General features: G+C 60.6%; 11 protein-coding genes and 1 pseudogene. 8 read left to right on the top strand and 4 right to left on the bottom strand.

The genetic code is table 11. The features are described 5' to 3' along the window. Nucleotides 1-107: 107 nt before the first annotated feature. From cysK to NKH93_RS26990, 3 genes are all read right to left on the bottom strand, one after another. Complete coding sequence (cysK, locus tag NKH93_RS27000) at nt 108-1601, bottom strand: cysteine synthase A (RefSeq protein WP_352973603.1); 1494 nt, start codon at nt 1599-1601, stop codon at nt 108-110. 122 nt (nt 1602-1723) lie between these two features. Further along, nucleotides 1724-2902, bottom strand: a complete 1179-nt coding sequence (locus NKH93_RS26995) for an MFS transporter (RefSeq protein ID WP_352973602.1) — start codon at nt 2900-2902, stop codon at nt 1724-1726. 207 nt (nt 2903-3109) lie between these two features. Further along, nucleotides 3110-4396, bottom strand: a complete 1287-nt coding sequence (locus NKH93_RS26990) for an ROK family protein (protein ID WP_352973601.1) — start codon at nt 4394-4396, stop codon at nt 3110-3112. Nucleotides 4397-4612: 216 nt separating this feature from the next. Here NKH93_RS26990 and NKH93_RS26985 point away from each other — a divergent pair, with 216 nt between their 5' ends. The 8 genes and pseudogenes from NKH93_RS26985 (at nt 4613) to NKH93_RS26950 (ending at nt 12437) form a co-directional block, all read left to right on the top strand. Continuing rightward, nucleotides 4613-5437, top strand: coding sequence for a recombinase family protein (locus NKH93_RS26985; RefSeq protein ID WP_352973600.1), 825 nt, complete (start codon nt 4613-4615; stop codon nt 5435-5437). Between the two features lie 329 nt (nt 5438-5766). Next, nucleotides 5767-6336 (top strand): hypothetical protein, encoded by a 570-nt coding sequence (locus NKH93_RS26980; RefSeq protein WP_352973599.1) that lies wholly within the window; start codon nt 5767-5769, stop codon nt 6334-6336. Continuing rightward, nucleotides 6333-7040, top strand: a complete 708-nt coding sequence (locus tag NKH93_RS26975) for a hypothetical protein (RefSeq protein WP_352973598.1) — start codon at nt 6333-6335, stop codon at nt 7038-7040. The genes NKH93_RS26980 and NKH93_RS26975 overlap by 4 nt, the downstream gene beginning before the upstream one ends. A 716-nt stretch (nt 7041-7756) precedes the next feature. Then, entirely contained in the window at nt 7757-8959 is a 1203-nt protein-coding gene (gene repA / locus NKH93_RS26970) for a plasmid partitioning protein RepA (protein WP_352973597.1), read from the top strand. A 77-nt stretch (nt 8960-9036) separates the two neighbouring features. Beyond that, a complete protein-coding gene (gene repB / locus NKH93_RS26965) occupies nt 9037-10002 on the top strand; it encodes a plasmid partitioning protein RepB (RefSeq protein WP_352973596.1) in 966 nt (321 codons plus the stop codon). A gap of 156 nt (nt 10003-10158) precedes the next feature. Then, complete coding sequence (gene repC, locus NKH93_RS26960; RefSeq protein ID WP_352973595.1) at nt 10159-11364, top strand: plasmid replication protein RepC; 1206 nt, start codon at nt 10159-10161, stop codon at nt 11362-11364. 232 nt (nt 11365-11596) lie between these two features. Next, on the top strand, nt 11597-11932 hold the full coding sequence (locus NKH93_RS26955) for an antitoxin Xre/MbcA/ParS toxin-binding domain-containing protein (protein ID WP_352973629.1): 336 nt from the start codon (nt 11597-11599) through the stop codon (nt 11930-11932). Further along, nucleotides 11929-12437: pseudogene (locus NKH93_RS26950) on the top strand (RES family NAD+ phosphorylase). Before NKH93_RS26955 ends, NKH93_RS26950 begins: the two are co-directional and overlap by 4 nt. A gap of 133 nt (nt 12438-12570) precedes the next feature. Here NKH93_RS26950 and NKH93_RS26945 read toward each other — a convergent pair. After that, nucleotides 12571-12778, bottom strand: a 208-nt coding sequence (locus tag NKH93_RS26945; protein ID WP_352973594.1) for a tyrosine-type recombinase/integrase, incomplete at its 5' end; no start/stop codon positions are given.

Raw genomic sequence — 12778 nt, 5'->3', positions numbered from 1 at the left:
GGCCGACACGGACAAGTACAGATGAAAGCCGAGCCGGAACGGGATCACGCCCGTTCCGCTCGCTTGATGGTGGCGACGGCACTCTGAAAAGACCCGGAGGCGGGATCTCACGCTGCCGCGCGCACCCATCGAGGCAGCAGGCTCTCGGGATTTGCGCATGCGCCGGGCGTGTAGTTTGCGCCGACAAACTCCAGCCGGGCGGCGAGCGTGCCGTCCCGCCAGGCCGCAAGCGTATCCATGCAGCCACCGATATGCTCGCCGCCGACAAAGACCTGCGGAATTGTAGGCGAACCGATCCGGGCCCTCAGGGCCTTGCGGATTTCCCCGTCCAGGCCGTTCTTCTGGAATTCCGGAGTATCGATTTCGATGGACCTGTAGGCGATTCCGGCACGGTCGAAGAGCTTTCTTACCGTCCAGCAGAATTCGCACCATGTCAGCGCGAACATGACCACCGGACGCTCCGGATCATGGATCGCCTTGTCGACCATCGCATGCGCCGACTGATCGATTTGGATTTCGTTTACGGGTGCCGATGAAAGGGCGAAGGACGGCGGCCGGTCGAAGCGGTAGCCGGGTGTGGAGCGAGAGATCGCCTCTTCGGCGGGCGACATGTCCTCGCTGATGTGATCGAACAGGATCGTGCTGAGATACCGCTCACCCGTATCAGGCAACATACAGAGCACGTTCCGGTCCGGGCCGACGCGTCGAGCAATTTCCAGTGCCCCGCTCAAAGTTGCTCCGCCGGAGATGCCCGCCAGTATTCCTTCTTCCGTCGCAAGCCGGCGCGCGGTTTCCAGAGCGCTGGCGCCTGAAACGGGTATGATCTCGTCCACAAGATCGTCAGCCATCGCCTTGCCGACAATCTGCGGAATGAAATCAGGGCTCCACCCCTGCATCGGGTGTGGCCGGAACCGAGTATGCGCCCGAGTCGGCAGCCCCTGTTCGTCGAAAGTTTGAGGAATGCCACTCGACAGCAGCGCCGAATTGTCGGGCTCGCAGACGATGATCCGCGTTTCCGGGCGCTCGCGCTTGAGTACTCGCGCCACACCGGCCAGCGTTCCGCCGGTCCCGGTGCCGGTGACCCAGTAGTCGAGTGGACGGTCCTGGAACGCCGCGAGGATTTCGAGCGCTGTCGTGCGGGCATGGACATCGGCGTTGACGGGCGTCTCGAATTGCCGGCAGAGGAACCAGCCGTGCGCTCCGGCCAGCTCGACCGCCTTGGCGAGCATGCCGCTGCCGCGCTCGACGGCAGGGGTCAACACGACCTTGGCACCGAAGAAACGCATCAGCTTGCGGCGTTCGAGGCTGGCGTTCTCCGGCATTACGATGACGAGAGGATAGCCTTTCCGCGCGCAAACCATGGCAAGTCCGATGCCCGTGTTGCCGCTCGTCGCCTCGATCACCGTCTGGCCAGGCCGAAGTGCACCCGAACTCTCCGCTTCTTCGATGATCGCGGCGGCAAGACGGTCCTTGATCGAGCCACCAGGATTGAATGCCTCGATCTTGGCATAGAGCGAAGCGGCACCATTGTTGATGCGGGAAAGGCGGACGACCGGCGTGTCGCCGATCGTGTCGAGAATGCTGTCGTAGATACTGCTCATCTCAGCTGTCCTTGCCTGGTGATGACGGTGCTCCGCCCTCTTCGATCTCTGAGTTTGGCAGGAAGGCCGTGGTTTGCAGCGTTCGAACCAACGTGGAATTAAGCCGAATTTCAACGTTTGAATCAGCGCCTCATCGCAGGATCCGCAAGGCGGCCGCATAATGGGACCTGCGCTCTTGCGCCGGATGATGCCGCCAACAGGCCCAGAACCACGAGATTGGCCGCGCCTGCGACAGATGCCACCAGGAAAGCAGGCCCATAGCTGCCGAAGCTGTCATAGACGAAACCGCCGAAATAGCCGGCCACGCCCATGCCCACCCAGGCGATCAGCATGACGATGCCGAGTGACTGGCCAAAGCGTTCGGCTGGCGCAAACTGGCGCACGCAAAGGATCAGGCACGTCATGTTCCCGGCAAAGCCGAAGCCGAAAACCGCCGACAGCGACAGCAGGCTCAATTGCTGGTCAAGCGCGGGAAAAATCGCAACGCATGCCGTCTGAATAAACGACGCCAGGGCGTAGGCAGAAAGGTTGCCTGCCCGGTCGGCGAGGAGCCCGAATGCGATCCGCCCGATGGCGCCGAACAGCATGGCGATCAACACGCTAAGCGATCCGACATCCGAAGACCCGCACACGGCCGTGACGAAACTCGTGAGGTGCATCAGCGGGACGCCCATGCAGGCGCAGCAAAGGAAGGCTGCGGCAGATAGCAGCGTCACCGGGGAAAGATGGCCACCTTGGAAGCCTGGCGTCGCTGAAAAACGCACCGGTGCGGCAAGGATCCGATCTACGGGCGGCGCCTGAACCGCCGGCATGAAGATCGCCAGCGCAGCCGTCGTCGCCACAGCTATGATCGCGTATGCGAGGCGCCAGCCGACACCGTCGATCAATGCATTTGCGGCGTAGGGCAGTATGCCCTGACCAAGGGCTCCGCCTGCTGTGACGATCCCTATCGCCAGGCCGCGCCGGCGGTCGAACCAGAGTCCGGTTACGCCAAGTACCGGCGCGTACAGACAGGCAAAACCTAGCCCGCCCAAAGCGAAGTTGGCCGCATAGATCTGCCAGAGCGAAGTGGCGAAGGAAAGCGCGGCGAGCGCGATCACCATGCCGGCCGAGCCGATGAATAGCAGTGTTCTGATATTCAAACGGTCCGCAAGCCGGCCCCAGAACAGCCCGCCCAGGGCCATGCCGACGCTCGATAGCGTGTAGGCAAGGCTTATATCGGCTCGCGACCAGCCAAACTCCGCCTCAAGCGGTCTGATGAAGACGGATGTGAGCGCCAGGCTGCCAAATCCGAAAGCCATGGCGGTCGTGGCGCCGGCCGCAGCCAACAGGCCGCGTAGCCGTCTTGCGCTGTCGGGAACCTCCCTGCCTCCAGTTGGTAATGATTGACGATTCGACATGTTCCTGCCCTCGAACGACCTCTTCGAGGCTGTCATCGGCCAGCGGTATGGAAGCAGGCGTGTGCGTCAGCGTGGAAAGCTCCAACGCGGGCCGTGAAAACGGCGGTACTAGATCGGAAGCTGCAGCAGCTCGGAAATCACCAGACCGGCTGCGCCAACGAGGGCGGCCCGGTCGCCTGCATCGCCGGCAATGAATTCGATGGCGCCGCCCGGTCGTGTCGGAACCATGCTGCGCACATGCTCCGCGATTGCGCCCAGCAGGCGATCGCCGCCCAGCACGACATCGCCATGCATGATGAAAATGTTGGGCGCCACCGTCTGCTGGAGATTGGCGATGCCGACGGCGACATTGCGGGCATAGCGGTCGAGCAGTTCAGCCGCCCCCGGCAGCCGCCGCGCCGCCATGTCGACGAGGCGGGCCGAGTCGATCAGGTCGGGTTCGGGCAGAGCCGCGCGGGCGGCCTCGCGCCGGAGCCAGCTCAAGGTGGCGATGGTGTCCCAGCAGCCGCGCCTGCCACAGCGGCAGGGCTCGCCGTCGAGCTGCACGAAAGTGTGTCCCAGTTCGCCGCCTGCGCCTGCCGTGCCACGATAGAGGTGCCCGTCGAAATAGAGTGCGCCGCCCAGAACCTCGCCCGTGTAGACAACCGCGAATTGCCTCACGCCGCGCCCGGCGCCGAACCAGCGGTCACCGACCAGCAAGGCGCGCGGATGATGGTCGAGCTTGACCGGCAGGCCGAAGCGTCGCCCGAGCTCGTCGGCAAGCGGGTAGCGGTCGAGCGCCGGCGCGAGATTGACAGCGACGATCGACCCGCGATCGGTGTCAACCATGCCGCCGACGCCAACACCGATCCCGAGAGGCGTGCGCCGCGCCCTAGAGAGAGTGTCGCCGACGCATTCGGCGATGGTCTCGATGATTGGCCGGACCGGACCCCTGCCGTCCGGCAGGGCCATCTTGCGTTCCGATTCGATCTTGCCGTCGAGCGTCGCCACGCAGGCATGCACGGAATCCGGCATGAGCAGCACACCGCAGATCGGACGGGCATTGGGCGAAAACCACAGCGGCCGGGCCGGCTTGCCGCCGCCCGGACTGGGAGGAACCGGGTCGCTCTCGACCAGCACCTGATCGTCGATCAGCGGCTGCACGATTCCGGAAATGGTGGTGCGGTTGACCCCGGCCAGGCGGGCCAGTTCAGCCCTGCTCGTCGGCCCAAGATCGAACAGGGCCTGCAGCACACGGCCGCGATTGGTCGAGCCGACCATCGAGGACGACAGCAGCGCCTTGCGCCGGCGCGAAACCCGCTCCGCGCCGGACGCATCGCCGGGCGGCGTGAACAGAGCGCTGCGTCCGCCATTCGGGCGCCCATCGTCGGTATCGTCCATCGTCGGGTTTTTCATAAGGGGCATCCTGCCAGTTCTTCTAACCCAGGACCTTACCGGTTTCGAGCACTTTGTGCGAGCAGGCAACAAACTCGTGCATTGCCAGACAAGATGCGTCGCCAATGTTCAAAGACACTGAGATCTGCGGGCCGCCGAATGGGGAATTCACCGAATGCGACAGAGTTCTGAAAGACATTTCGTGTCTCTGGGGTTGTTCAAGCCCAAGGAGACCCCATGGCTTTCGAGTTGCAGACAGCGCCCCCTATCCGTGCGGCGCAGTACATTCGCATGTCCACTGAACATCAACTCTATTCCCTGGAGAACCAGGCGATGGCCATTAGAGAGTACGCGGAGCGGCGCGGATACACTATCGTCCAAACCTACGAAGACGCTGGGAAAAGCGGCCTGAGCATAAGAGGTCGCGACGGACTGAAGCAGTTACTGGCCGATGTCATGACTGGCCAAAAGACTTTCTCGGCAATCCTCGTTCTTGACGTCAGCCGCTGGGGCCGCTTTCCGGATACGGACCAGTCCGCTCATTACGAGTTTCTCTGTCGTGATGCAGGCGTCGCGGTGGAATATTGCGGCGAAGAATTCGAGAACGACGGCAGCATGGTCTCTGCAATCCTCAAGAACATGAAACGGGTGATGGCAAGCGAGTACAGCCGCGAGCTATCCGCAAAGGTCTCCAGAGCGCACCTGCAGCAGGCTCGTCTCGGATTCAGACAGGGCGGACCTGTGCCCTACGGCGTCAGGCGACTGTTGCTGGATAAAGATGGGGAGCCCCGATACCTTCTCGGCTCTGGAGAACAGAAAGGGCTCGCTGGCGACCGCGTTCTCCTTGTGCCCGGCCCGCCGAACGAAACCGAGCTTGTTAGGCGCATCTTCAACATGTTTGTTGCTGAAGGGCAGAGCATGGCCGGCATATCGGTTCGTCTGAACAAGGAAGGAGTGCCCTCCACATATGGCTATGTGTGGACGACCGGGCGCGTCGCATCCCTCCTCAAAAGCGAGTTGATGATAGCTACTATGTCTACAACCGAACGTCGCACAGTATGAGTAGCCGATCCAAGCCAAACTTTCCCGATAAATGGGTCCGTATCCGGGTCATGGAGCCGATTGTGACGGTTCAAATATTCGAGAGGGCACAACTCGCAAGGGGAAAGCGCGGGTACACCTATACAAAGCCCGAAAGGCTCAACGAAATTCAAGACGGATCAGCGCAGCGGAATCGCCTTAAATTGAAACGCGCACGGCTCTATTCTGAATGCGGCCGAATTCTTATTGGCCCACGTGAGCTCCGGGCATTCTTGATACTCTTTGACAGAACCGCACTGCCCGTGTAGGTGTCCGTGGTCCTCGGACAGCGGACAGCGGATCGGAATCAAATGAAAAGCCAGGACATCGTCGTCCTGCTCAAGCTCGTCAGCCTTCAGGAGCAGGAGAAAGAAAAAGGTGTCGAAACTCTGCGCCGAGAAGCGCAGGGCGAGGATCCGTACTCGGTGCGCAATCTGGAGTCTTCTCTTGGCATAAGCAAGACGGAGGTCAATGCATCCATCAATCGAAGTCTTGCATCCGGTATCGCGGCCAGGGACAGAGACACGGGCCGAGCGAAGCCGAGCCGCAGGAGCCTGCAGAATTTCATCGTGCACGGGTTGAAGTTCGTTTTTCCAGCGAAGCCCGGAGCAATGCAGCGCGGAATCCCGACCGCTTTTGCGGCGCCCATCCTAAAGAACGCGCTAATAAGCGCTGGCAGCTACATCTATGTGTGGCCCTATGCCAGCGGCCGCGACATGGGACAATCGGTGACGCCGTTGTTCAAAAGCGTACCTGAAGCCGTTCAAAAGGATGATCGGCTGTACGAGTATCTTGCCCTTGCGGACGCAGTAAGACTCGGAAACCAGCGCGAGGCTGGCCTCGCGGCGGAGCGTCTTGCGGAAAGGCTCGGGCAGAAATGACCAGCATCCAAGGCCAGCTACTAGCAATGCTAAGGGCTGTCGCGGAAGCTCTAGGCGATGACCTGCGCAAACGTCTTGTGTTCATCGGCGGATGTACGACCGCTCTTTTCATCACCGATGCCATCACGCTCGAGGATGTCAGGGCGACTGACGACGTCGACCTAATTGTCGATCTGGCCGGCTTTTCGGAATGGGGGCAGCTCCTGGAACGGCTTCGAGAGCGGGGTTTCTCGGAGTCACCTAACGACAGTGTCATTTGCCGAATGCATCTTGGCCAGATCAAAGTCGACTTCATGCCGGACGATCCCAAAATCCTCGGATTCAGCAATCGTTGGTATGAAGCGGGTATTGAGACGGCGGTCGATTGTCCGTTGGACGATAAGCTCATCATCCGCCTCTTAACACCGGCACTCTTCGTCGCGACGAAGCTGGAGGCATATCTCGGCAGAGGTGGGAACGATCTGCTTTCTAGCCGGGATGCCGAGGACATACTTTTGATCGTCGACGGCCGAGAAGAGTTGGTCGCTGAGCTGGGAGCCGCGGAAGAGGAGGTCCGTACCTATATCGGCGACCAGTTCAAAGACATGCTTGCAGCCCCAGATTTCGACGACTTTCTGGAAGGCAACATCAGAGGCCCCCAAGGCCGGGTCGAGATTGTGCGCCAGCGATTCATCGCGATAACCCAATATGCCAGCGGTGGCTGACCTGGTCTTCGAAGTCGACCGGACACCAAGCAGGACACATGAACTCCGGACAACCGCGACCATGGTCCGACGCCCCTGCCGCCATGCTGACGCGAAGGTGCTCGAATTCTAGTGCGCCACGGTGTTGAGATCGAGCTTCGCCGTTATGGACCGGGGAGCGTTCTCCGCATGAACTCGACGCTGTCTCTTTCCTTGCTTCCCGGTGTTGATCAGGCTTTACCTCGGTCTTGAGGAGGGGCTTCACCCACTCCGTCAACGGTCTCCCCTCACTGTCTTCATTGTAGTCGGCTATTCCGATATCGGCCTCGCCCCAGCCGGTCCGCTCCTCGAGCTGAAAGAGTCAGTCTGGCGTTGAACAGCTTTACCCTAACCGACAACGAACCCAACCGGCCACGTGCCATCGGATCCGGTGCCCTGCCCTGCCCTGCCCGCCGGCACTTGCATCCCGCATCTGAGCGTGCCTGATTTACTGCCGTAAAATATGATCCTTATGACAGAGAAAACATGCCGTTAGCTTGGATAGCAGGACAATACCGCGTTCAAAAAACTGAGCAGCCTCCGTGACGGTAAGAGCAGCTGAGAGCAAGAAAAAGCCAGTCAGGCCCGTTAACCTTTTGTTAACCTAAAACTTCTTGCCGGGGCCGGCCGAATCGGAGCTTAATGGCGCTTGTTGAGTGAATTGCTCACAAAAAGCGCCAATTCAGGTTTCGACAGAAATGAATATATCCATGCGGCTGCCACGCTTCGAGTTCGATGACAAGATCCTCGAGCAGGGCGCAGAAATATCGCGGCGGCTTAACCAGCTCCGCATGGAGAAGTTTCCGCCAAACGCAACAAAGACGCTTCGTCCTTTTTCGCTGGCGGAAGTGGCCCACTACCTCGGGGTCTCGCAGAACAATCTCAAGCGCCTCCATCTGGAGGGCAAGGGCCCCCTGCCCGAGCAGATACCTTCCGGACGCCGTTCCTATACCGCCGAACAGATGCTTGAACTGCGCCATTTTCTGGATCGGCATGGCAGGACCGAGGTAAAAAAATATGTCCCGCACCGCAAGCCTGGAGACAAGCTCCAGGTGGTTGCTGTCGTCAATTTCAAAGGCGGCAGCGGCAAGACGACGACTGCGGCCCACCTCGCCCAGCACCTTGCGCTGACCGGGCACCGCGTGCTTGCCATCGATCTCGACCCGCAGGCGTCACTTTCGGCTCTTCATGGCTTCCAGCCGGAACTCGATCGCAATCTCTCTTTGTATGAGGCGATCCGGTACGACGACGAGCGCAAGCCGATATCCGACGTCATCGTGCCTACCAATTTTCCGGGCCTGGATATCATCCCGGCCAACCTCGAGCTTCAGGAGTATGAGTACGACACGCCGCTTGCCATGCAGGACAAATCATCCAGCATTGGCCGCCAGTTCTTCACCAGGATTGCAAAGGCCTTGTCCGAAGTCGACGAGCGCTATGATGTGGTCGTGGTCGATTGCCCGCCGCAACTTGGCTACCTCACCTTGACCGCCATGTCGGCGGCGACGTCGGTTCTCATCACCGTCCACCCCCAGATGCTCGACCTTATGTCGATGAGCCAGTTCCTGCTGATGCTGGGCGGCATATTGAAGACCATCAAAGCTGCAGGTGCTGCGATCGAGCTGGATTGGTTCCGTTATCTGATCACGCGCTACGAACCCACCGACATTCCCCAGGCGCAGATGGTGGGCTTCATGCAATCGATGCTTGCCGGCCAGATCCTCGAAAACCCGATGCTCAAGTCGACGGCGATTTCGGATGCAGGCCTGACGAAGCAGACGCTCTACGAGGTGGAGAAGTCGTCTTTCACGCGCTCAACTTACGAGAGGGCGCTGGAATCGCTGGACGCGGTGAATTCCGAGATTGTCGCGCTTATCCATCGCGCATGGGGGCGGTCATGACGGCGCATTTTACGGCAGTAAAAAGTGGAAATTTCGCTCGTGAAATCAGCCGACTAGCTGCGAATCGGAGTGATTGAATGGCGCGCAAGGATGTATTCGGCAGCGTGATGGGCCCCGCGACGTCAGTCGCCGACAGCGGGGATGTCTCGGGCTATGCGGTTCGCGGGGCATCCCGGTCGATCATGCAGTCATTCGAGGAGCTCTCTAAGAGTTCGGTCGTCGATCTCGATCCGGCGTTGGTCGACACCTCATTCGTCTCGGACCGCATGGACGATGACGATGAAGCATTTCATGAGCTGCTGGCGGCGATTCGCGAGCGAGGGCAGGATTCTCCGATTCTGGTCAGGCCCCACCCGGATAGTTCCGGCCGGTTTCAGACCGTGTTCGGCCACAGGCGCGTCAAGGTCGCACGCCAGCTGGGCAGGCCCGTTCGTGCAGTCGTCAAGAAGATCGGCGATGAGGACCATGTCATCGCGCAGGGCCAGGAGAATGCTGCCAGGGCCAACCTGTCCTTCATCGAAAGGACGCTTTTTGCCGATCGCATTCTCAAGCGGGGCCATTCGCCGGACACGGTGAAGTCGGCCCTTGCGCTCGACGATACGACCTTCTCGAAGATGCGCTCCGTGACCAACAACATTCCCGAGCAGGTCATTGTGGCCGTCGGCGCCGCCAAGAGCATAGGCCGGGACCGCTGGTGGCAGCTTGCCAAGCTCATGGAGCATCCCGGGACCGCCGCACGGGCGGCAGAGTACGTGACAAGTGCCGATTTCGGGCAACCGGGCAGTGACGCTCGTTTTGCTCGTCTGTTCGACTTTTTGAATGCGCCGGTGAAGCAGCCGCGAGCCGCATCGAAGCCTGAGGAAAAGGCCTGGGTGCCCCAGGACAGGTCGGTCCGAGCCAAGATCACCGACACGGGAAAGGTGTTTACGCTTGCCTTGAAGTCAAAGGATGCATCGCCCTTCGGCGCATTCATCGCCGACAAGCTCGACGAGCTTTTCGAGGCTTTCAGGGCATCGGAAACGGCAAAGAAAACAGGAGACTGAAACCGCAAAAGAAAAAGGCCCCCGAACGTCACCGTCGCGGAAGCCCTTCTCAGGTCTGTAGCAAGCTGAGAATCGCATTTCCCCGAATCACTGTCAAGAGTCGTTGGCGTCGTTTCGACGAGCAGTTTTCTTTTGCCTGATTGAAAGGCGAGGGAAATGGAGAGTGGTTATGCGACGACGCCCTTTGGGCGGCGGCCGATGACGCTTGCCTTGGTGCAAGCGAACACGACATCACGAAAGATTCCTGAAGGGGCCGCCGTCGAGAAATGGCAGGTGTATCGCTGGCTGTGCGAGGGCAAGACGATCATAGGCGTGGGAGATCGCGCCCTGGCCGTCCTCAGCGGACTGCTGTCGTTCTATCCGGACGATCAGATCAGCGAAGAGAACGGGCTGATGGTCTATCCTTCGAACGCGCAGCTGTCACTGCGGGCGCACGGCATGGCCGATTCCACGCTGCGCAGGAACCTGGCCGAACTGGTGAATAGCGGGCTGATCATCCGCCGAGACAGTCCAAACGGCAAACGGTTCGCTCGCAAGGCAAAGGGCGGCGCAGTCGAGGAGGCGTTCGGGTTCTCGCTGGCGCCACTGCTTGCACGGGCCGCGGAGTTTCAGGAGGCTGCCGAGCAGGTCCGCGCCGACAGCCGGGCGCTCAAATTAACGCGGGAGCGGATCACCCTCCATCGGCGCGACATTCACAAGCTGGTCGAAGCCGCGATCGACGAGGGCGCGCCTGGCGACTGGGGAACCATTTGGAGGCGGTTCAGAGCAATCGTGGAGGCTATTCCTCGGCGGGCAGGGCTGTCGGATCTGGAAGCGATTGTTGCGGAGCTCTCCTTGCTGCACGACGAAGTGGATATGATGCTGGAAAGCTTCATGAATTCCACGAATCCTAGCGGCAATGAGTCCCAAAACGAGCGGCAGCAATCTGATTCAAACACAGACTCCACTTTTGTATTTGAACCAGCTTTAGAACAAAGCAGGGCGACGGTCGAACCAAGAACGGCCTACGCCGAGAAGCCGAAAGGCTTCCCGATAGGACTTGTGCTGAAGGCCTGCCCCGAACTTGCCGACTATGCCGCCCATGGAATCGCAAGCTGGCGCGATTTGATGATCACCGCCGCCCAGGTGCGTGGCTACCTTGGCGTGTCGCCCTCCGCGTATGAGGAGGCTTGCCATGTGATGGGCCAGGAGGTCGCCGCGATCGTGATTGCCTGTATCCTGCAAAGGGCGCAGCATATCAACTCGGCCGGGGGCTATCTGCGCGTGCTGACTGAAAAGGCGAGGGCAGGACAGTTCTCGGTCGGACCCATGCTGATGGCAGCACTCAAGGCCAATGGCACGACGGCAAGAATGACCGGCTAAGGGCTGAAAACTCTTGTGCGTAATGCTGCCGTTGCTGGTGGTCCGCGCGCGGTCGATGAGGCGGATGGCAAGCGGGTCGTACGCAATCAGAAGCACGCCATGCGCCTGCGGGCTTGAACCAGTGGAAAAGCGCCCTTTGCACAGTGAAGGCGGCTGCTAATATGACAAGGAACTCGATGGGGCAGGCCCTCAAGAAATCCGTGCAGAATGAACCCCTGGTTTTTTGTCCTATATGGACCGGGCCGGGAAAATTGCCGTTGGCCAGGTGGCCGACAGCTTTGGAATGTCCAAGGGTCAGTTGGCTCAGACGGCCGGGCTTGCCCGTGAAACCCTCTATCGGCTGGAGCGCAGCCGCACGGCCAAGACGCAGAGCCGTCTGCGCGAGATGCTCGAGATCATCAGTCGCGTGACGGAATGGGCCGGAGGCAAGGAACAGGCCATGGCCTGGTACCGAGCCCAGCCGCTGCCGGCATTCGGTGGACGCACCGCCGAAGCCCTCGTGAAGGACGGCAAGGCCGCTGCTATTCGCGACTACCTCGATCACATGGCCCTGGGTGGCTTTGCTTGAGGTTTGTCGGAACCTGCTACAGGGCGCATGATCCACGTTGGGCATTCAAGCCGAGTTCCGGTGATGGAGCGGCGATCAGGGGCGCTCGATTCAATCCCAAAGGTGTGCCCGCGCTGTATCTGGCATGCCGGCTGTCAAGGAAGCCAACCAGGGCTTCGCGCATCGCATCGATCCCTGCGTGCTGTGCTCTTATGAGGTGGACTGCGAGGACATCACTGATCTGGCAACCGAGCAGGGGAGGGGAGGATCTTCTGTCACGCTTGCGGACATGGGCAGCGCCTGGGCCACGGCTCTCAGCAACGGCGAGCGACTTGGATCCTGGTCTATCTATGACCGGCTGCGGCCTCAAGGCATCGCTGGAATTCTGGTGCCGAGTTTCGCTCCGGGCGCGGAGACGGAGGACCGCAATCTGGTGCTATGGGACTGGGGCCCGGATCTTCCGCACAAGGTGAACGTGTTCGATCCGAGCGGTCGGCTGCCGAAAGACCAGCTGTCCTGGCGATGAAACAGGCCGGATGGGCAGGGGCGGTCCCGAACGACAGAAGTGACCAATTCATTTAGCGAAGATGCCTGGTCAGGGTGCAAGGCCTGCGCGGATCCCGAGAGGCAAGAACGGCAGGGGAAGGGGCTTTGCCTCCTTAGAGGCCGGACGCCTTGGTCAGGTTGATGCGGAAGCGATCTCTGCGGCGCTGATAGCGGCGGGTCATCTCCGCGGAGGCATGGCCGAGCTGTTTTTGCACATAGCGTTCGTCGACCTCGGCCGACGAGGCGAGGCCGGCGCGCAGTGAGTGGCCGGCGAATTTCTTGGCCCGTTCGCCCTCCGACAGATCGCCGCGCACGCCGGCG

The sequence above is a fragment of the Mesorhizobium sp. M0954 genome (assembly GCF_040319155.1).
Classification (GTDB): Bacteria; Pseudomonadota; Alphaproteobacteria; order Rhizobiales; family Rhizobiaceae; genus Mesorhizobium.
Note: the sequence above shows the minus strand (reverse complement) of the source record. Positions and strands in the feature narration are given on the sequence as shown.